The organism is Prosthecobacter sp. (assembly GCF_044227185.1).
Lineage (GTDB): Bacteria > Verrucomicrobiota > Verrucomicrobiia > Verrucomicrobiales > Verrucomicrobiaceae > Prosthecobacter.
In genome coordinates this window covers 47,638-68,976 of record NZ_JBGAFO010000007.1, presented here as the reverse complement: position 1 = coordinate 68,976, position 21,339 = coordinate 47,638, and the positions used below count along the sequence as shown (strand labels likewise).

11 protein-coding genes are annotated in these 21,339 nt (G+C 63.1%); 7 read left to right on the top strand and 4 right to left on the bottom strand.

All coding sequences use genetic code 11. From position 1 onward, the window contains the following. Positions 1-11 precede the first annotated feature (11 nt). Complete coding sequence (locus tag ACILSQ_RS17245; RefSeq protein WP_395744903.1) at positions 12-653, top strand: hypothetical protein; 642 nt, start codon at positions 12-14, stop codon at positions 651-653. A gap of 17 nt (positions 654-670) precedes the next feature. Here the strand turns inward: ACILSQ_RS17245 and ACILSQ_RS17240 are convergent, their stop codons facing one another. After that, positions 671-1,924, bottom strand: coding sequence for a hypothetical protein (locus tag ACILSQ_RS17240; protein WP_395744902.1), 1,254 nt, complete (start codon positions 1,922-1,924; stop codon positions 671-673). Between the two features lie 233 nt (positions 1,925-2,157). On the opposite strand from ACILSQ_RS17240, the gene ACILSQ_RS17235 reads away from it, so the two are divergent. The 5 genes from ACILSQ_RS17235 (at position 2,158) to ACILSQ_RS17215 (ending at position 14,600) form a co-directional block, all read left to right on the top strand. Next, entirely contained in the window at positions 2,158-8,148 is a 5,991-nt protein-coding gene (locus ACILSQ_RS17235) for an alpha-2-macroglobulin family protein (protein WP_395744901.1), read from the top strand. Between the two features lie 24 nt (positions 8,149-8,172). After that, positions 8,173-8,778: a nucleotidyl transferase AbiEii/AbiGii toxin family protein gene (locus tag ACILSQ_RS17230; protein WP_395744900.1), complete on the top strand. Its 606-nt coding sequence runs from the start codon at positions 8,173-8,175 to the stop codon at positions 8,776-8,778. Positions 8,779-8,865: 87 nt separating this feature from the next. Further along, positions 8,866-10,149 carry a hypothetical protein gene (locus ACILSQ_RS17225; protein WP_395744899.1) on the top strand — a complete coding sequence of 428 codons (1,284 nt, stop codon included), beginning with the start codon at positions 8,866-8,868 and terminating at the stop codon, positions 10,147-10,149. A gap of 22 nt (positions 10,150-10,171) precedes the next feature. After that, entirely contained in the window at positions 10,172-11,041 is an 870-nt protein-coding gene (locus tag ACILSQ_RS17220) for an alpha/beta hydrolase (protein ID WP_395744898.1), read from the top strand. 70 nt (positions 11,042-11,111) lie between these two features. Then, entirely contained in the window at positions 11,112-14,600 is a 3,489-nt protein-coding gene (locus ACILSQ_RS17215) for a PAS domain S-box protein (RefSeq protein WP_395744897.1), read from the top strand. A gap of 3 nt (positions 14,601-14,603) precedes the next feature. On the opposite strand, the gene ACILSQ_RS17210 is transcribed toward ACILSQ_RS17215, so the two are convergent. Both ACILSQ_RS17210 and ACILSQ_RS17205 read right to left on the bottom strand, forming a co-directional pair. Then, entirely contained in the window at positions 14,604-17,612 is a 3,009-nt protein-coding gene (locus tag ACILSQ_RS17210) for a PSD1 and planctomycete cytochrome C domain-containing protein (RefSeq protein WP_395744896.1), read from the bottom strand. A 53-nt stretch (positions 17,613-17,665) separates the two neighbouring features. Beyond that, positions 17,666-18,469, bottom strand: a complete 804-nt coding sequence (locus tag ACILSQ_RS17205) for an alpha/beta fold hydrolase (protein ID WP_395744895.1) — start codon at positions 18,467-18,469, stop codon at positions 17,666-17,668. Between the two features lie 138 nt (positions 18,470-18,607). Here ACILSQ_RS17205 and ACILSQ_RS17200 point away from each other — a divergent pair, with 138 nt between their 5' ends. Beyond that, positions 18,608-19,885: an efflux RND transporter periplasmic adaptor subunit gene (locus ACILSQ_RS17200; protein WP_395744894.1), complete on the top strand. Its 1,278-nt coding sequence runs from the start codon at positions 18,608-18,610 to the stop codon at positions 19,883-19,885. A gap of 51 nt (positions 19,886-19,936) precedes the next feature. On the opposite strand, the gene ACILSQ_RS17195 is transcribed toward ACILSQ_RS17200, so the two are convergent. Continuing rightward, on the bottom strand, positions 19,937-21,286 hold the full coding sequence (locus ACILSQ_RS17195) for a Gfo/Idh/MocA family protein (protein WP_395744893.1): 1,350 nt from the start codon (positions 21,284-21,286) through the stop codon (positions 19,937-19,939). Positions 21,287-21,339: the final 53 nt, after the last annotated feature.

The window sequence follows — 21,339 nt, the reverse complement described above, 5'->3', positions numbered from 1 at the left end:
TTTCACCGCGCATGATTCACGCCCGCGTCTTCCTCTTCTTCGCCCTCTCCAGCTTCGCCACCGCTGCTGACCTGACCCCGCAACTCGGCGCCCTGGGAGACAAGCTCCTAGACGAATCCTTCTCCGGCTCCGAAGTGCCCAAGGGCTGGAATGGGAACACCGGCACCCTGCGCGTGGCGGACGGCATGCTGCTCGCCGCCGAAAAATCCAGTGACGGCCACATCGGCGCCTTCCGCTTTCGCCTGCCAGTGCAGGACTGCGCCGTGCAGATCGACTTTAAACTCGGTGCTGCGCGAATCATCAATCTCGGTTTTGACCCCGCCCCGGGCGAACTGAAAAAGAAAGGCCACCTCCTCTCCGTCACCGTCAGCAAAACCGGCTGGAGCATCATCGAGCACAACGACAAGGCCAACCCAGAGAGCAAGACCAAGGTGCATGCCAAGGCCGAGACAGCGTTTGACTCCGCCGCCACCTATACCCTCCTGCTGGAGTGCAAGGGCGACAACGTCGTCGCTCAGATCACCGGCAAAGAACCGCTCAAGGCCACGTCCCCCGATTTTCACGTCAAAAAACCCGGCCTCGTCTTCCGCATGGGCGGGAAGGACGGCCAGGAGGTCGCCTTTGATAATGTGAAGGTGTGGGCGTTGAAGTGAAGTGATTTCTCGTGCGGCTAGGAGGCCAGGTCAGCTTGAGGTGTCGTTTGCCGGCGGCGGGAGAATGTTTTCGCGAGAAATCCAAGCAATCCTCCGACGCAGGCACCATTGGCGCTCCCTGCAGCCAGGGGCATGTTCCAGTCTTCGACGTTCTCAGAGGCGGGTGTTGCACGCTCTTGGATGGCCACGTCTTTTCGTGGGTCCAGCCCCGCCTCCTCGGCCTGACGCGTGCGCAAAATCATGAACTCATCCAGAAGGGCATTGAGGAAGATTCGGGTGTATCCAGGTTCGCCGCCCGTTGCGAGAACATTGAAAATGGCGCTGCCTTTCGTTTGGGCGACGCGCACATCCACGTCAAGGTCCCTGACTTCCGGGTTTGAGGCTTTCACACGCTTCATGGCCGCCGCTAACATCTGCGGGGATTCCAGAGTTTCGATGATCGTTCCGTCATAGTCGTCGCTGACCCGGTGGCCTGCCATTTTCTCCGGGTTCAATCCCTGCACACGCACCACCTTCGCCAGCGAGCGGAATTCCTGAGGCCTGCTCGTCAGCCGGACGATCTGAATCAGCAGGCCTGAAACGGCACCCATGGCGACACCGAAGATCAGCAGCCGGCTGGCCGCGAGAAGTGAAGGCGCCTTTTCTTCCGCTGGGACGGCGGGAATTTCGTCAGCGGGTCTCACAAAAGCAAATGCCAGCAGCAGTCCTGCCATGAGCCCCGCCAGCCCGCCGGTCAGTGCTCCGCTGAAAGCTGCCTCCCGCCATTCTCCCAGCACCTTCTTTGCAGGCGATGCGTGCTGCTGAATGGTGATCGTGTCCAACTTTTCTGATTTCTCATCCCCGGCCGCCTCTCGGTAGTCAATGAACTCTTCCAGCAGTGAATCGAGAAAAATGGAGACGGCACGCGGATCTTCGCTTGTGGTGATCACCTTGATAACATCGCTGTTTCTGAGCAGGCTGACCTCCACACGAACCTCGCAGGAGGCCAGATCAGGAGCCGAGGCGAACAGTTTGGTCATCGCCCGTCGTTTCATCTCGCCAGATTCCAGTGTCTCGATGATTGCACCGTGGAAGTCCCTGGTCTGTTTTTGCCATTGGGAGCCGGAACCTTGCTGTAAGGAAGGACTCTTTGCGGCCAGTCTGCCGACAGACTGATACAATGGCACTTCGTCCTGCAGCACAAAGACTTGCAGCAGCGTGCTTAGAGTGGCGCCCAGGAGAACGGTCACAAGCACGATGACAGGGCGGCGAAGGCTTTTGGCTCGGGGCATAAGTCGGGGTCGAATCGGCAGATCACTGGGCGGGGGCGGCTCAAAAACAAGCGTGAACGCCTCCGCCTAAGCGGTCGGCTTAATATCAAACATGGGTCATGGCAGAGGGCTCTGGCGAGATTTGTCAATGGCGGCGCGTGGGCCTGGATTGCCTTTTGACTTCCAAAAACTTCCCAAAAATATCCTCGCCCTTGCGGGCGGCGTGCTAATCTCCGGCGAACCCACTGTTCGCCATGAAAACCTCTTTCAGCCTCGCGCTGCTGCCAGCCATGACGCTGGCTTTTGTTTCCGCCGTTGCCCTCTCCCAGGCGGCTCCGCCCAAGGGCCGTTCCGAAACCAAAACCCCGCCTCCGCAGGAGCTCCATGCAGAGATCACCATCAATCCCGAGGAACTGGCGCCGGATTCCACCATCGAGGTCGTGTTCCCCACGCCGATGGTGGCCAAGGATCAAATCGGCAGGAACGCGGCCGCCTCGCCCCTGGTCATCACGCCCGAGCTGACCGGCACTTTTGAATGGACCAGCACCCGCAGCGGTCAGTTCCACCTCACGCAGGCGCCGAAATTTGCCGAGGGCTACGATTTCAAGCTGCGCGCCGGTTTGACCGATCTCGCGGGGAAACCGCTTTCCACCGAAAAACTCGACTCCGTGCAAAGCGCGCAGTTTCGCATCATCGACCAGCATCCGCGCTGGTTTGATGACGACGCCCAGAATCGTACGCCGCGGTTTCTCTTCGAGTTCAATGACAGCATCACGCCTGCGGAGGCCGTCAAACACATCAAGTTTGTCTCGGAGTCCTCTCCCCAGCCGGTCGCCGCCAAAATCCGTCATGCCACGGGCAAGGACTTCAAACGCATGGGCACCGAACCGCAGGCCACCTGGGCGGAGCAGATCTCCAAAGTAACACCTGCCGTGGGAGATGATGCAGCGCGGCTCAGCGCCATCATCATCGAGCCTGAATCCCAGCTCGCCATCGGCAAATGGCGTCTCACCATCGCCCAGACCCTCAGCAATGCCTCCGGTGCCAATCAGATCGCCACTGGCGATGACATCCAGCTCGGTGAGATCAAACCGTTTGAGGTGCGCGAGGTCGAGGCGCACACGCCCTTTGACAGCAACTACTACATTGATGTCGATTTCAACAAGCGCCTCCTGCCACCGACGGATGATGAAATGACCCAGGAGATGGCGGACGCCTTCGCGCAAAAGCTTGCGCCGTTTGTCACCATCCGCCGTACCTCGCTCGGCCAGAAGCTGGCGGCTGTGGTGAACAAGGATGAAGGCCCCGTGCCCGGCCTCAAGGTCGAAATTCTTGGCCGCACCCTGCGCTTCACCGGTCCCTTTGAAGTGAACAAGAAGTACACCGTCACCGTGGACAAGGCCATGACGTCGGGAGACAACCTGCCTCTGCAGGCGAACTACAAGAACGACGTCACCTTCGTCCCCAATCCTCCCTATCTCGCCGCGCCCACCTTCATCAATGCCCAGCTCGCCAAAGGGGCGGCGGATTATGAGTTCAGCGCCGCAAACGTGAGCCAGGTGCGCGTGCGTGCGAAGCGCCTCAACGGGCCCGAACTGCTCAAGGCGCTGGATCAATACCGCGCCTACCGCACCGCCTACTATGGCAACGACAAGCAAAAGGCCGCCTACAAAACGCAGTCCATCGACACCTATCCCGGCACCCAGGTGTACGACCGCACCTTCCCGGTGAACAAGCCGCTGGACCACAGCGAGATCCTGAAGCTGAACCTGCGCGAAGTGCTCGGCGATTTCCCCGCCGCGCCCCTGTTCATCGAGCTCGAAGGCACCGCCGCCGCGGGGCTGGAGCAGAAAGGCGTCCTCACCCAGACGCTCGTGCAGTTCACCGACCTCGGCATCATGCAGAAGAGCAACGGCCGCGAGTCGATGGTCTTCGTGACTTCACTCGAAACCGCCAAGGCCGTGCCCGGTGTGCGCCTGACCTTTGTCGATTCCGATCTGAAGCTCATCGGCTATGGCGACACGGACGCCAGCGGCATCGCCACCGTGCCGGGTGCCACGCCCGCCTTTGTGCTCGCTGAAAAGAACGGCGACTGCGCCGTCATCGAGGGCAGCGACAGTGCCGTGGGCGTGCCCTACGACATCTCGCAGGCTTATGAAAACGTCTGGCAGCCGCAGCGGCGCACCTTCGTCTTCTCCGACCGCCCGCTCTACAAGCCCGGCGACACCGCCCACTTCAAGGCGCACACCCGCCTGCTCACCGGCGACGACTTGAGCCTCGACTCTGCACCCGCGCAGGGCCGCCTGGTGGTTCGTGATCCACGTTATCGCATCGTGGTGGACAAGCCGGTGACCTTCACCGCCAATGGCGCCTGGGCGGATGATCTTGTGCTGCCGACCGGGCCCGCCGGATGGTACGATCTCTCAATCAATCTCAAGTCGGCCAATCCCAACAGCCAGAGCAATGACGGCGGCGGCATGAGCTTCCGTATCGACGACTACAAGCCCAACACCTTCGAGGTGAAGCTGGACACCAAGGCCCTCAAGTTCCAGCCCGACCGCATCCATCTGCCCCTCAGCGCGAACTATTACATGGGCAAGGCGCTCTCCGTCGCCAAGGTGCAGTGGAGCGCGAACTCCCAGCGCAACTATGAGGCGCCGGAGGCTTACAGCCGCTACCACTTCGGCGAGGCGGATGCGTGGTCGCACTACGGGCAGGACCGCGATGCCGATGGCGACTATGAGGGCAATGCCAATGACGAAACGGAAAACGAGTGGTTCGTGAACGGCAATCTCTTCCTGGCTGAAGACGGCACCGCCACCCTGGAAATGCCGCAGCCCCCGCCTGACCGCGCCGCACTGCCGCAGCGTGTGCGTGTGAATGCCGAAGTCACTGACATCAATGAGCAGACCATCAGCGCCTCCACCGAGTTTGAGGTGCCTGGAGCAAATTTCCTGCTCGGTCTCAAAGGTCCCGAGTATTTCGGCACCGCGGGCAAGCCGCTTCAGCTTGAAGTGGTCGCGATCGATTCCAAAGGAGCACCCGCCGCCGGCAGCGTGCATGTCGATGTCAAGGTCGAGCGCCAGGAATACCACACGCTCAAAATCGCCACCGCCGGTGGTGGTTCCACCACGAAGGACCAGGTCGTCCTGCGTGAGGAGCTGAAGCAGAGCTATGATTTGAAAGCCCCCACCGCAGGTTCGGCTCCTTCCGCCACCATTCCTTTCACGCCAGCCGCCGGCGGCGTGTATTTCGTCACCGCCGAGGCCGTGGATGCCAAGGGCACCAAAGTGCTCTCCCGCATGCCCTTCTATGCTGTCGGCGGCAAGGAGTTCCCCTGGGCCATGGAAGATGGGAACCGCATGAACCTCCAGCCGGAGAAAACCACGCTCAAGCCCGGCGAAGACGCCGTGATCGTGGTGAAAACTCCCATTGCCGGCACCGCGCTCGTGACCGTGGAGCGCAACAAGCTGCACCGCCAGTTTGTCACCGAACTCACGCTCGAAAACCCCATCATCCGCGTGCCGCTGGGTGAGGATGAATTCCCCAATGTCTTCGTCTCCGTCATCGTCATTCGCGGCTCCGCTGCCAGCACCAAGCAGCACAAAATGCCGGAGTATCGCATCGGCTACTGCGCGCTGACCGTTGAATCTGACGCCAAGGAGCTGAAGCTCGCCGTGAAGCCGGACCGCGATGAAGTGCGCCCTGCCGAGGCCGTGAACATCTCCACCACCATCACCGACGCCAAAGGCGTGGCGGTGCCGGGAGCGGATGTCACGCTCTATGCCGTCGATGAAGGCGTGCTCAGCCTCATGAAGCACGAGACGCCGGACCCCTCCGCGTTTTTCCACGCCGAGATGCCCCTGGCCATCGACAACTTCACCTCCTTTGACAACCTGCTCCCCGAGGAGGTCTCCGCGCGCGACCGTGGCAACAAAGGCTTCGTCGTCGGTGGTGGTGACGGCGATGGCAACGGGCCGGAGGTGAACATCCGCAAAAACTTCATCGTCACCCCGCTGTGGCTCGCCTCCGGCACCACGGATGCCCAGGGAAAACTCACCGCCAGCGTCACAGCGCCGGACAATCTCACGCGCTACCGCATCATGGCCGTCGCCGCCAGTGGCGTGGATCGCTTCGGCAGCGGCGAGTCCGCCTTCAAGATCAACAAGCCTCTGATGATCGACCCCGCCGTGCCCCGCTTCGCCCGTCTGGGAGATGAGTTCCTCGTGAAAGCCATCGTTCATAACACCACGCCAAACGCCGGCGCGGTGGAGGTCACTCTGGAGCTCGATGACACCGCCAGCTTCATTCAGGAAAAGCGCGATTTCATTCCCGCCTCCCTCAAGGCCGACACGGGCGGCAGCGCCAAACAGCAGAAGGTCATCCTGCAGATCAAGGCCGGTGAAACCGCCGCCACCGCCTTCCCGGTGCAGTTTGTCCAGCTCGGCACCGCGAAATGGAAATGGACCGCGCGCGGCGTGAACTGGCCTGAGGCCGTCAGCGATGGCACGGAGTCCAGCTTTGATGTGAATCATCCCGTGCCCGAGCTGCGTCACGTCAGCTACCCGCTGCTCAAGGCGGACCAGCCGGATGAAAACCTCATCAAGGATGTGAACCCCGCGCTGCTGGAAGGCGAAGGCTCGCTCTCGCTCGGCATCAGCAACAGCCGCCTCTACGAAGCTCGGGATGCGATCGACTACGTGCTGCACTATCCTTATGGCTGTGTGGAGCAGACCACCTCCGCCACGCTGCCCTGGCTCGCCCTTGGCAAATACGAGCCGCTTTTCCCTGACCAGCTCGGAAACGGCAAGGCGCAGAAGGCCATCCAGGCCGGTGTGGAAAAGCTGCTGCAGATGACCACGGACGAGGGCGGTCTGGCCTACTGGCCCGGCGGCAGCGAGTCCAGCTTCTGGGGCAGCGCCTATGGCGGCATGATGCTGCTTCGCGCACGAGATCAGGGCGCCAACGTTCCCGACGACGTCATCAACAAGCTCGTCGAATACCTCTCCAAAAAACTGCGCGGCCTCGATGAGGAGAAAGACCTCTACAACATCACCGACTCCGCACTGGCGCTCTACACCCTCGCGAAAGCCGGCAAGCCCGAGCCGGCCTATCAGAGCCTGCTGTTTGCCAAACGCGATCGCCTGCCGGAAATCGCCAGGCTCTACCTCGCGCTTTCCATGTGCCTGACCAATGCGCCCGAGCAGCAGATCAAGGACACCCTCGGCTGGAAGCCCGCCGAGCATCCCGCGCCCGCCAAGGCCGACAGCAAGACCAAGGTCGCCGCTGGTAAATCCAAATCCAAAACAGAGAGCAAGGCGAAGACAACCCAAACGCCAGCTCCGGCTCCGCGACCGGTCGTCTGGAGTCACTGGGCGGGCAACGGAGCCAACAAAGCCCTGCGCCTGATCTGCTACACCCACCTCGGCCTCACGGAAGACGCGGAGCACCTCGCCGTCTCGATCCTGCAGTCCCGCAACGGTCACGGCGAATGGGGCAACACCTTCACCAATGCATGGACGCTCACCGCTCTGGCCGCCTATGAGCGCAGCCTGAAGAAAAACGGCGAGCCCCTCACCGCCACCGCGCATTGGGACGCCCAGGCCGTGCCGCTCAATCTCGCCGCCGGATTCTCCAGCACGCACGTGAACTTCGCCCTCAATCAGGCGCTCAGTGCCAAACCTCTCAGCGTGGAGCTTCCCGCCGGCCGCGAAATTTACGGCCGCGTGGAGGCCCGCAGCTTCCCGCCGCAGCGCGCCTTCGCCGGTGAAAACAAAGGCTACGCCATCGAGCGCAGCTACGAGGAGCTGAACATGGACGGCTCCACCTCCGGCACCGAGGACCTCCGCGTGGGAGACATGGTGGTGGTCACGCTCAAGATCGAAATCGGCGGCGGTGACCGCTACCTCGCCATTGATGACGCCCTCCCCGCCGTCTTCGAAGCCATCAATCCCGAGTTCGGCACCCAGAGCGAGCGCGAAGGCGACCAGCTCCCCGACGGCACCCAGCAGTGGTTCTGCGACCACCGCGAGATCCGCACCGACCGCGCCCTCTTCTTCACCGACTACGCACCCGCCAAGGGCAAGTTCAGTCTCCAATACCTCGCCCGCGTCATCGCCGAAGGCGACACCACCGCTCCGCCTGCGCGCATCGAAGCCATGTACCAGCCCGACAAATACGGCCTCAGCCCCACCCAGCGCATTCGCACTCTGCCTTCCGCGGGTGCAAAAGTGGCGGACAAGTAGAATGACATCCACTCTTCATGAATCATGGTCGCCGTACTTCAACCCGTTTCCTGGCAGCGCATGAGTGACGCCGTAGCCAAAGTTCGCGAGCGCCTTCTGCGTGCGGCGCATGTGCTCGATGAAGCGGGTGTGCCGTACGCTGTCGTCGGCGGCAACGCCGTGGCTGCATGGGTCTCTCGTGTCGATGAAAGTGCCGTGCGCAACACGCGCGATGTGGATGTGCTGCTGCGACGCGAGGATCTCGCGGCGGCGGCGGCGGCTCTTGAGAAAGCTGGGTTCGTGCATCGCCAGGTGGCTTCCATCGGAAAATCCGGCCACATGGATGTCTTTCTCGACGGTGCCGACGCCAAGGTGCGCGACGCTTTGCATATCGTCTTCGCCTCGGAAAAGATCCTGCCTGACAGCATTGCGGCGAATGCGGACGTGAGCGAAAGCGAAGAGTCCGGCGAATTCCGTCTGATTCAGTTGGAGGCGCTCGTGCGCATGAAGCTCACCGCCTGGCGTGACAAGGACCGCATGCACCTGCGCGACCTGGCGGATGTGGGATTGATCGATGAGTCGTGGCCTGCCCGTTATTCAGGAGAACTAGCGAAACGCTTGCAAGCGCTCCTGGATTCTCCCGAGGGATGAAACGACAGCACTCGCGGGCTTCTCTGTTGCACTGGCGTTCATGATCATCATTGTCTCCTCTACGAGAATTCAGTCGTAGATAATTGATTGCCCGCCGCATCTGCCATCTCCCACATCCGCGCCTCCTTTCCGGAGCAGGGCTTCTTCGCGGAGAAGGAGTGGGTGCTGTCTCCAGAAGCATTTGCTCTGGATGAGAAGACAGTGGCGCTGATCCAGTCCCTCGGTCCGGCATTGCGTGCCTTTCAGCGTGCCTGCAATCGCTTATACTTCGATGAATCTTACCCCTGGGTGGCAAAACTGCTGGATCAGGGCAAGCCGCAGCGTGTGCTCGATCTCGGCCGCAATCCGCGCTGGCACGAGGACCTCCCGCGCGTGCTGCGCCCGGACCTGGTGCTGACGGAAACCGGCGTGACCATCTCTGAGCTGGACTCGCTGCCCGGTGGCATCGGTCTCACGGCGTGGCTGAACGAGACCTATGCCGCACTGGGGCAGGACGTGATCGGCGGTGCCGCCGGCATGCTGGAATCCTTTGCCGCCGCATTTCCGAGCGAGGACATCCTCGTCTCACGCGAATCAGGCGACTACCTTCCGGAAATGAGCTGGCTGGCGGAACGCCTGGGCCGGCGCGTGCTGCGCCCTTGGGAGGTGGAGCCCTACGAGCTCAATGGTTCTGCCATCTACCGCTTTTTCGAGTTGTTCGATCTCGCGAATGTGGAGAATGCCGATGTCATGCTGCGCATGGCCGAGCGCGGCGAGCTCACTTTCACCCCGCCGATCAAGGCCTTCCTTGAAGAGAAGCTGTGGCTCGCATTGTTTTGGTCGCCCGCATTGGCAGACTTCTGGAACCGTGAACTGAGAACCGAGCACCGTGAACTTTTACAGCAGTGCATTCCCATGGGCTGGGTGGTCGATCCCGTGCCGCTGCCTCCCTTCGCCGTGTGGCCAAAGCTCGACATCCAGAGCTGGCACGAGATGAAATCCTTCGGCGGCAGGCTGCGGCAGCTCGTGCTGAAAATCAGCGGTTTCTCCGAGCGCGGCTGGGGCTCACGTGGCGTGTTCATCGGCCATGATCTTTCGCAGGAGCAGTGGGGCGCGGCCATCGATGAAGCCCTGGCCAGCTTCCCGAGCAATCCCTTCGTCCTGCAGGAGTTCCATCGCGCCCGGGTGGTCACGCATCCGGCCTGGGATGAGGAGAAGCAGGCCACTCGGGCGATGCAGAGCCGTGTGCGGCTGTGCCCCTATTATTTCGCCACATCGGAGGCGGATGATGATCCAGCCCTCGGCGGCGTCCTGGCCACTGTCTGCCCGGCGGACAAGAAAATCCTCCATGGCATGCGGGATGCGATGATGCTGCCTTGCGTTGCGCGGTGATTTCCGCTCCATTGGCGGCACCATGAAGCTCCTTCCCGCCCTTCTGCTGTTCGCCTCCTCGGTTTTCGCCGCCGACCCCATCGTCGTGAAACTCTGGCCCGGTGGTGCGCCGGAAAAGCCCGGCGTGAAAATCGAGGCCGAGAAGGAGGTGCCGAAAAAATCGGCGGATGACGTGCTGCGCATCACGAATGTGACCGACCCAATGATCACCGTCTTCAAGCCTGAAAACCCGAACGGCACCGCCGTCATGGTCTGCCCTGGCGGCGGCTACGGCATCCTGGCCTATGAGCATGAAGGCTCGATGGTGTGTGACTTCCTCAACAAGCACGGTGTCACCGGCATCCTGCTCAAATACCGCGTGCCCAAGCGCGATCCGAAAGACCCGGGCCGCGAAGCACTTCAGGACGCCCAGCGCGCCATGGGCATCATCCGCCATCATGCCGCCGAGTGGGGGCTCAAGCCCGACCGCATCGGCATCCTCGGTTTCTCTGCTGGCGGCCATCTCACGGTGATGACAACCCTGCACGCCAATGAACGCACCTACACCACCGATCCTGCGCTGGATGTGGAGGACGCGACCCCCAGCTTCGCCATCCCGGTTTATCCCGCCTATCTCGTCAGCAAGGAGGACATCACTCACCTGCTCCCTGGCTTCGAAGTCACTGCCAAAGCTCCGCCGATGTGCCTGATCCATGCGGGTGATGATCCCTGGCCCGCCAGCGCCAGCGCCCTGCTGTACCTGGAGTACAAGAAGCTGAACATCCCCTGCGAGCTTCACATTTACGCCAAAGGCGGCCACGGTTTTGGCATGCGCAAAGGCGGCGGTCCGGTGAATGCCTGGCCTGACCGTGTGGCGGAGTGGATGAAATCCATGGGCTACATCCCGCAATAAAGCATCCCTCAGAAGTGCATCTATGCGGTGACTTATGCGTCCCCCCGGGGTAAGCTCTCGCTGTGCCTGCATGAAGACACGCAAGACCCGACCCGCTGAGCCGCCTGCAGCCTCGCATGCGCATCTGACATCAGACCCCTACCGCACGGTGGTGGAGGATCTGACGGAGACGATCTGCCGCTTTCTCCCGGACGGCACCTTCACCTATGTGAACGAGGTCTTCTGCCGCCTCTTCGGCAAGACGCGCGAGGAGGTGGTGGGCCGCTCCTCCTGGCGGCCGGTGGTGGTGGAGGAGGATTTGCCCCTCATCGAGGCCGGGCTGAAGCTCATCACTCCGCCACACCCCGTGGCGGTGATTGAGAACCGTGTCTATGATGCCAAAGGGCAGATGCGTTGGATGCAGTTTGTGAACCGCGGCTTCTTTGATGCCCGCGGTGTCTTGGTGGAGATGCAGTCCGTCGGGCGCGACATCACCGAGCGCGTGCTCGCCGAGCAGCGCCTGCAGGAGGGCGAGCAGCGCTGGAAGTTCGCGCTGGAGAGCTCCGGTTTCGGCGTGTGGGACTGGGAGCTCGCGCGCAACAGGATCTTCCGCTCCAGCCAGTACAGGATGATGCTCGGCTATGGCCCCAATGAGCCGATGGATGACACCACGGAAGGCTGGCGCGCGATGGTTTGCCCCGAGGATCTGCCGGGAGTGGAGCTGGCGATGAAAGAACACCAGATGCAGCGGTCAGACGCCTTCGCCCACGAGTTCCGTCTGCGCTGCAAAGACGGATCATGGAAATGGGTGATGGGTCGCGGCAAGGCCATCAGGCGTGACGAGCAGGAGCGCTTCGTGCGCATGACGGGCACGATCGAGGACATCTCCCGGCGCAAGGCGGCCGAGGATCGCGAGGCGCACAATCTGCAGCTCATCGTGGAGGGCGCTCCCTGCGCCGCTGTGCTGGAGGCCATCGTGCGCAGCGTGGAGGCCGGCCACCCGGGCATGCGCTGCAGCATCATGGTGGCGGATGAAACCGGCGCCCGGCTGCGCATGGCCGCCGCGCCCAGCCTGCCCGAGTATGTGCGGAAGGCCTTGGATGGCTTGCCCATCGCCCCGGACGTGGGCATTTGCGGTGTGGCCACCTGCACCGGGCGCAGGGTGATCTGCCCGGACGTGCTCGCAGATCCACGCCTGGAGCCCTTTCACAAGCTGGCGGAGAAGGCCAGGCTGCTTGCCTGCTGGTCGGAGCCCGTGGAGAGCGGTTCCGGCCAGGTGCTGGGCGCGTTTGCCTGCTACCGGCGCGAGCCTTTTTCACCGGACCAGGGAGAGCTGCAGATGATCACCGCGGCAGCCCGGCTGGCGGCCCTGGCCATTGAAGGGGAAAAGCGCCGGCAGGAGCTGCAGGTCAGCGAGGAGCGCTACGCGCGCGCCATGCGTGCCACCACCGACGGCCTCTGGGAGTGGAACATTGTGACAGGGGAGACCTACCTCTCGCCGCGCTGGAAGGAAATGCTGGGTTTCGCCGAGGGAGACCATCTGGGCAGGGATCAGGAGTCCTTCCTTTCCCGCCTGCACCCGGATGACTGGCCGAGAGTAAAGACCGCGCGTGCGGCGCATTTCGAGAAGCGTGTCCCATATCAGGTGGAGCTCCGTCTCCGCACCAAGAGCGGCGAATACCGCTGGTTCCTCACCCGCGGCGAGGCCGACTGGAATGAATCCGGAGAGCCGGTGCGCATGACCGGCACCATCTCTGACATTTCCGACCGCAAGCAGGCGGAGCAGGCGCTGCAGGCCAGCGAGCAGCGCTTCCGCGCGGTGTTTGAGCAGGCCGCCGTCGGCGTGGCGGAGATGGAGACGTCCACGGGGCGTTTCCTCAGCGTGAATCAGCGCATCTGCGAGATCAACCAGCGCTCCCGTCAGGAGATGCTGCGGATGACCTTTAAGGACGTGACGCTTCCGGAGGACCTGCCGAATTCCCTGCGCCTCATGGAAGAGCTGAAGGCCGGCAAAATCCGCAGCTACAATCTGGAAAAACGCAACGTGCTCCATGACGGCTCCTTGAAGTGGGTCAACCTGACCGTCGCACCCATGTGGCTGCCCGGTGAGCCGCCCCTGCGCCATGTCGCCGTGGTCGAGGACATCACGGAGCGCAAACGCGTGGAGCAGGCCCTGCAGGAAAGCGAGCAGCGCTTCCGCGCCATCTTCGAACAGGCCGCCGTGGGTGTCGCGGTGATCGACACCCCCACCGGCCGCTATCTCAGCGTCAACCAGCGCATGTGCGAGATCAACCGGCGCAGCCGTGAGGAAATGCTGCGCCTCACCTTCATCGATGTGACCTGTCCTGACGATCTCCAGGATGAGTTGAATCAAATGGAGGAGCTCAAAGCCGGGCGCATCTCCAGTTTCAGGAGAGAAATGCGCAACATGGATCCTGCCGGGGAGCTGACCTGGATCAATCTGACCGTTTCACCCATGTGGCGGCCCGGCGAGCCGCCGCTGCGTCACATCGCGGTGGTGGAGGACATCACCGAACGCAAGCAGGCCGAGCTCAACTATCTCCGCGAGCTGGCCTACAATGAAGCTCTGGTGAGCCACACCTCCGCGTTCATTGTGGTGCTGGATTTGAACGGCCGTTTCGTCCATGCCAATGCCTCGTTCAACACCACCATGGGCTACACCAAAAAGCAGGTGATCGGCAAGACCCCCTGGGAGATCGGCCTCATGGATGCGGCGGAGACCGCGCGCTCCAGGGAGCGCTTCGCCCGCCTGCTGCGTGGAGAGACAAACCCACCCTCCGACTCGCGCCTCCGCACGAAAAGCGGCGAGTGGCGCAGCGTCGAGCTCCGCAGCACCGTCACCCGCAAGCCGGACGGCAGCCTCGACCGCATCGTGGTCACCGGGACAGACATGACCGAGCGCAACCGTCTCCAGCAGGAGGTGCTCCGTGTGGTCGAGCAGGAGCAGGCGCGCGTGGGGCATGACCTGCACGATGGCGTGGGCCAGACCATGACCGGCATTGTGTCGCTTCTGGAAGCCCTGGAGGGGGATCTGACGGGTGAGCCCAGGCAGCAGGCCCAGCGCATTCATGAGCTGCTGCGTCAGTCCGTCTCCGAGGTGCGCCGCATGTCCCATGGGCTTTCCCCCACCGGCGTGAAATACCGCGGCCTCGTCGGCGCCCTGCAGCTTCTGGCCGAAACGGTGCGCACCAATTTTCGCACCCCATGCCTCTGCGAGGTGGATCCCGCCATCGTCATTCATAGCAACGACATCGAGGCCCACCTCTTCCGCATCGCCCAGGAGGCGGTGAACAACGCCCTGCGCCACGGCAAGCCGTCCCAGGTGAAGCTCTCCCTGCAGCAGGTCAGCCCGAATGAATGCGAGCTGGTCATCGAGGACGACGGCGCAGGCCTGAAAAAATCCAAAGGCAGCCTGCACAACGGCATCGGCGTGCGAGTGATGGATTACCGCGCCAATCTCATCGGCGCGCGCCTGTCCATCAAGCCCAAGCCCCGTCGCGGTGTCATTGTCACCTGCCGCTTCCCCTACGATCCGGCCACGAAGAAGCGCAAGCGCTGAGGCTTATTCACGCGTGATGAATTCATCCATGTTCAGGATGATCCGCGTCGTGGCCGTCCACGCCGCAGTTTCGAGCTCGGGCGCACCAGGGGCGGCAGTGCTGCCAGCCGCGGCCTTCACGTCTTCGGCCGGGCCGTTTTGGTATGCATAGCGTGCTTCTTCGAGCAGCTTGCGCAGCGCCGCGAGTTCATCGGCTGCCGGCTCCCGTGAAACGCAGAGGCGGAATGCGCGGATGAGGCGTGCCGTGTCATCGTGGAGTGCGGCGTCGCTCAAAACACGTCTGGCCAGCGCCTGCGCGGCTTCGGCAAAGGCCTCGGCATTCAGGGTCGTCAGCGCCTGCAGCGGTGTGTTGGACACCGTGCGTTTGACGTTGGTCAGATTCGCATCGGGGCAGTCAAAGGTGGTCAGGTCGGGATGCGGGGCCGTGCGCTTGAAGAAGGTGTACATGCCGCGGCGGTAGCGCTCCTCTCCCTTGCTGGTGGCCCATTTGAAATTCCCTGCGTAGCTCAGCGCATCGATGCCGTCGGGAATCGGCGGAAAGGCGCTCGGCCCGCCGACTTTCGCGGAGAGCAGGCCACCGGCGGCTAGGTAGAGGTCACGCACGATCTCGCCATCCACGCGCAGCCGGTTTTGCCGCCACAGCAGGGTGTTCTTGGGGTCCAGCTCCATCACGTGCGCCGGCAGGTCGGCGGGAATCGCGCTGCTCTGGCGGTAGGTGGCGGACATCATGATCGTCTTGAGCATCTTCTTCCGGCTCCAGCCTCGTTTCATGAATTCATCGGCCAGCCAGTCCAGCAGTTCGGGGTGCGTAGGCGGCTCTCCCCGCACGCCAAAGTCCGCCACCGTGCGCACCAGCCCCGCGCCAAACAAACGGTCCCACAGGTGGTTCACGCTGACGCGTGGCGTGAGCGGATTGTTTTTGCTGACCAGCCAGCGCGCCAGATCGAGCCGCGTGCCGCCCTTCAGCGGTGGCAGTGTCGCCAGTGCCGCGGGCATCACTTCATCCGCGGGCTGGAGGAAGTCGCCACGATGCAGAAGATGCGTCTTGCGTGGGTTGTGCACGCGCTGGCCGATCACCCGCACATCCATCAGCGGCGGCTTGGGCAGCTTGGCCTCGGCATCACGCAGGGCGCGGTCGGCTGCCACGACCTCGGCATCCACCTTGGACATCCAGTCCCACAAGGGCTGGATCACCACGGGGTTGCGCCGCTTGGGTTCCTCACTCAGGATTTTGCGCACCGCTTCGGGCGCGATGCTTTCCAGCGTCTCCTCACCCGCCGCCAGCACGCGGAAGCAGCCGATGGTATGTCCCGGCTGCTTGTAGTTCTGGTCGAGCTGCAGGACCAGCGACTCCCCCGGCTTCAGCTCCACGGGGGCGCTGAGCTGCACGGTGAGCGTGTGTTTCTTGCCCGTGGCGCCAGAAACGGCCCAGCCGGTTTGCTCATCGGCATCCAGGGTCTTGTCGGCGGTGAAGGTCTTCTGTTCAAAGTCCGCCTGCGCGGAGTGCAGAAGGAGTTCATGCGAAATCTTGCCGTGTTTCAGCGTGGCGCTGAGGTGGGTGAGCACAAAGTTTCCGCCCTGATTGAAGCCCGGGCCCTTGCCCGGCAGTGAATCATCCGGCAGCACCTCAATCTGCAGCGCGGTGATGGGTCCGGCATGGTTGCTGATCTCCAGTGTGTAGCTGTCCGTTTTGGGAGCCTTGTTTTGCGCCAGGAATGCACCGTCCGCCCTGGGCTGCAGCTTGGCTGAAACGGCCTTCGCATTCATGTCGGCCAGCGGCTCAAACTTCTGCACCGCCTTTGCGGCGGCCGCTTTTGCGAGCCGCTGCTGCACGCCTTTCTCCCATTCAGGCAGTTTCTCCGGCAGCTCGGCTTTGGCGGCGTCCAGAGCCTTGCGCAGCGGCAGCAGCTTCTCCACCGCGCGGCCGTTTTTCTTCTCATACTCCTCCCACGCGGTCGGAGAGGTGGCCACCTGGCGGTTCACCTCGTCACCGTTGTTGAAGAAGGCAAAGAGCTGGTAGTACTCCTTCTGCGTGATCTGGTCGTACTTGTGCGTGTGGCAGCGCGCGCAGCCCACCGTCAGCCCCAGCCACACGGTGCCCAGCGTCTCGGTGCGGTCCATGCAGGCCTCGATGCGGAACTGCTCCTGGTCCGTGCCGCCTTCCGTGTTGGTCAGCGTCTGGCGGTTGAAGGCCGTGGCCACGATCTGCTCCGGTGTGGCATCCGGCAGCAGGTCGCCGGCCAGTTGCTGGATCGTGAACTGGTCAAACGGCATGTCATCGTTGATGGCACGGATCACCCAGTCGCGGAAGCGCCAGGCGTCGGGGCGCGGCCGGTCTTTTTCATAGCCGTCGCTGTCCGCATAGCGCGCCATGTCCAGCCAGTGGCGGCCCCAGCGCTCACCAAAGCGCTCGGAGGCCAGCGCGCGGTCCAGCATGGCTTCATAGGCTTTCGGTGATGCATCTTTCACAAACGCATCCACCTCCTCCAGCGTGGGCGGCAGGCCCAGCAGGTCATAGTGCACCCGGCGGATCAGCGTCACGCGGTCCGCCTCCGGCGAGAACGGCAGCCCCTTGGCCGTGAGCTTGGCGCGGATGAATTCATCGATGCCGCCGCCCTTCGGGCGCACCACTGGCTTGTAGGCCCAGTGCGCTTCAAACTTGGCCCCCTCCGCGATCCACTGCCGCAGCACTTCGATGTCATGGGATTTCAGCGGATGCTTCGCCCGGTGCTTCGGCGGCGGCATCTGCTCCTCGGGATCGTTCGAGGTGAGGCGGGCGATCAGTTCGCTCTCCTCCGGCTTCCCAGGGATGATGCCATGCGCCCCGCTTTTCAGCGTCTTGAGCGCCAGTTCACGGCTGGTCAGCACCAGCCCGCCCTTGGAGTCGTCGGGGCCGTGGCATTCCAGACAGTGCTCCGCAAAGAGGGGCTGCACGTCGCGGATGAAATCAGCAGGCGCGGCATGCAGGGACGCCGCGGTGAACAGGATGAGGCTGGTACGCAAAACAGGCACGCAGTCTAAACGCCGCGTGCCTGCCGGGTGTTGCTTGGGAGAGTTCGTCGGGATCAGTGCTTCAGCAGCCACTCCGTCGTGCGCGGGTTGAAGTCGCCCAGGCATTCCCAGTGGAAGGCATGGCCCGCATTGTCATACAGGTGCAGGTCCGCTCCGGGAATGGCGGCCGCCACCTCCTTGCTCATCCACTGCGGGGTGAAGGTGTCGTCCTTGCCGCCGATCACCAGCGTGGGGCACTTCACATTCTTGAGTTCGTTCAGCGTGTTGTGGGTCATGGCCGCGGCGCTCTGTGCTTCCGTGGCATGCACCGGCTGCGGGGCCGGATTCACGGCGGCGTCCTTGAGACCCTGCTGCATGTTGTTCCAGCAGTCATCGTTGTCGAACCACGGCTTGGTGAAGATCAGCATCTGGATCCACTGCATGAAGTCCTCCGGACGCATGCAGGCCTTCGCCTTGATCAGGTGCTGCCAGGTGTAGAGGCCGAAGCGGTCCTGCCGCGCCCAGGTGCACATCAGGATCATGCTTTTCACCTTCTCCGGGTGCCTCAGCGCCAGTTGCTGCGCAATCACGGAGCCCAGCGAGCAGCCCACCACGCGCGCCTGCTTGATGCCCAGCTTGTCCATCAGCCCGGCGTAGTCGTCCGCCATCATCGCCGTGGTGTAGGGTCCGGCGGGCTTGTCCGTCTCGCCCACGCCGCGGTTGTCTCCCAGGATGCAGCGGAAATGCTTTTCCCAGGCCTGCGCATGCGCGTCCCACACGCCGCCGGGTGCCGTCACACCCATGATGCAGACCAGCGGTTCGCCGCTGCCGCGTTCTTGGTAAAACATCTTGATTCCGTTGGTTTCGACGTGGGGCATAGGAGTGAGGTTCTCGGTTGGGTGGTTCGCTGTTCGCAGGCCGGGCCGCGAATCGCAGACTGTGAACAGAGATCGCTGAAAGCAACAAGCAAAAATCACCTGCCTCCGCGCGAACTTTGCGCGTAGTTTAGTCAAGCCATGCCTGATGCTTCAGCCGACACCCCTCAAACCGCCGCTCCTCCCTGGGAAGCAAAGGCCCCCGTCACGCGCCGCGGTTTGGTGCGAAAGGCGCTCTTCTGGGCGGTGGCTGCCGCACTGGTGCTCGCCGTCGTTTATGCCATGCAGCCGCGACCGGTGGAGGTCGAGACCGGCGCGGTGCATCAGGGCCCCCTGACCGTGTATGTGTCCGAGGAGGGCAAGACCCGCATCCGCAACCGCTACATGGTCGCCGCTCCAGTGGCGGGCAGCATGCAGCGCGTGGTTTTGAAACCGGGAGACGAAGTGAAGGCCGGCGAGACCGTGCTCACCCGCATCGAGCCCGCGCTCTCCCCCCTGCTGGACGCACGCGCGCGCTCCGAGGCCCAGGCTCGTGTCGATGCGGCCCTGGCCGCCCGCAGCCGCGCCAGTGAAAACATCGAGATGGCCCGCACCAGCCTCAAGTACGCCCAGGCCAACTGGGACCGGATCAAAAACAACACCGAGAAAGGCGTCATCAGCGACACCGACCGCGACACCTTTCAGCGCGAGGCCGAGATGAAAACACGCGAGGTGAAGTCCGCCGAGTTTGCGCTGCAGGTGGCGGATTTCGAACTCGCCCAGGCCCGCGCCGCATTGCAGCAGATCGACAAGCCCGCTCCTGGCGGAGCCTCCATCGAAGTCCGCGCCCCGGTCAGCGGCGTGGTGCTGCGGGTCCAGCAGGAGAGCTCCACCATTGTCACCCCGGGCACAGCCATTGTGGAGATCGGAGACCCCTCGGATCTCGAGATCGAGGCGGAAATCCTCTCCCGCGATGCCGTGACCATCAAGCCCGGGGACGCGGTCACCGTGGAGCAGTGGGGTGGCGACGCGCCCGCGAAAGCCCGCGTCCGCCGCGTGGAGCCCGCGGCGTTTACCAAAGTGTCCGCGCTCGGCGTCGAAGAACAGCGCGTGCTGGTGCTGAGCGACCTCGTGGACCAGACGCCCGCTCTCAAGGCCCTGGGAGACCGCTACCGCGTGGAGGTGCGCGTGGCCATTTGGCACAGCGATGACACGCTGCTCGTCCCGGCCGGCGCCTTGTTCCGCGAAGGCAGCGAGTGGAAGACCTTCCTCTACGACTCAGGAAAAGCCAGGTCCGTGGTGGTCAAAGCCGGACGTACCGACGGCAAGTTCACCCAGGTCCTGAGCGGCCTGAAAAACGGCGACGAGGTCCTGATGCATCCCCCCGACACCGTACGAGACGGCAGCCAGGTGGTGAAGCGCGCTGAGGCGAAACAATAAAAAAGGCGGCCTCTTCCGAGGCCGCCGCAACTCCATCATCAAGATGGAAACTTACACCACCCAGCCCGCACGGTAGTCGCGGGTCAGCCACTTGGCGTCGCCACCGCTGGTGTACTCGTGCTTCTCGGGGTTCCACTTCATCGAGCCGCCGTGGTAGTAGGCCTGGCTCATCAGGTGGCAGGAGATCGCCGTGCTCGCGCCGATGGCCACGTCGCAGATCGGCTTCTCGCGGGTCTTGATGGAGTTGAGCCAGTCTTCGTGGTGGTTCTTGGAGTTGTACAGCTTCACCTTGGCATCAGCCAGATATTCGCGCTCGGTCAGCACCACTTCACGGTCCAGGGAGGTGCCCTTGTCCGCCTCCTTGTCCCAGAACTTGTGAATCGTCTTGCCGCCGAGCACCAGCTCAAACTTGCCGCGGTTCACATGCACCTCGCCGTTGGAGCCGTAGAAGGAGACACCGCGGCCCTTGCCGTTGTGCAGCAGCGGAATGCCGCTGGCGTAGATGAGCTTGGCGCCGTCGGTGGCGTCCGCGTAGTTCGCCGGTGCAATGATCTCCACCGGGCCGTGCTCGTCTTCACCCAGGCCCCACTGCGCGATGTCGATGTGGTGTGCGCCCCAGTCGGTGATCATGCCGCCGCCAAATTCGCGCGTCATGCGCCATGCGGGGAAGTGGTTGTGCACACCGCGCGGGCTCAGCACGCTGCTGTAGGGCACCAGCGGCGCCGGGCCGCACCACATATCCCAGTCCAGGCCTGGCTCCATGGGCTCTTCCGGATTGGCATTGGGCTTGGCAGGAGCGCCGAAGGCCGTTTCCACGTGGTCGATCTTGCCGATGATGCCGTTGCGCACCAGTTCGCAGGCCACGCGGAATTCCTTGCTGGAGCGCTGCTGGGAGCCGGTCTGCAGGATGCGCTTGTTGCTGCGCACCGCGTCGATCAGCGTGAGGGCTTCGTGGATGTTGTGCGTGAGCGGCTTCTCACAATAGACGTCCTTGCCCGCCTTCAGTGCGGCGATGGCGATGAAGGCATGCCAGTGGTCAGGCGTGGCGATCACCACGGCGTCAATGTCTTTGCGCTCCAGCAGCTTGCGGAAGTCGCCGTAGGCTTCGCAGCCCTTGAAGCCGGCGTCCTTGTCCTTGGCATACCGTTCCTCCACGGTCTTCTTCGCGTTTTCGCGGCGGTTGGTGTCCACGTCGCACACGGCCACCACCTGCACCTCTTTCCGGCCCAGGAAGCTGTTAAGATGGCCGCTGTTCATTTTGCCCACGCCGATAAAGCCCAGCGTCAGGCGCTCGCTCGGGGCGGTGTCCGCGCTCCAGACGCGTGAGGGGAGGATGAAGGGCGCGGCCACCGAGGCGGCGGCCACTGTGACGAACTGACGGCGTGAAGATGCGGTTTGCATGGTTGATATGGGGTGGAAATTGGAGGGTGGAACAGTACTGCCGGTTTGCCAAG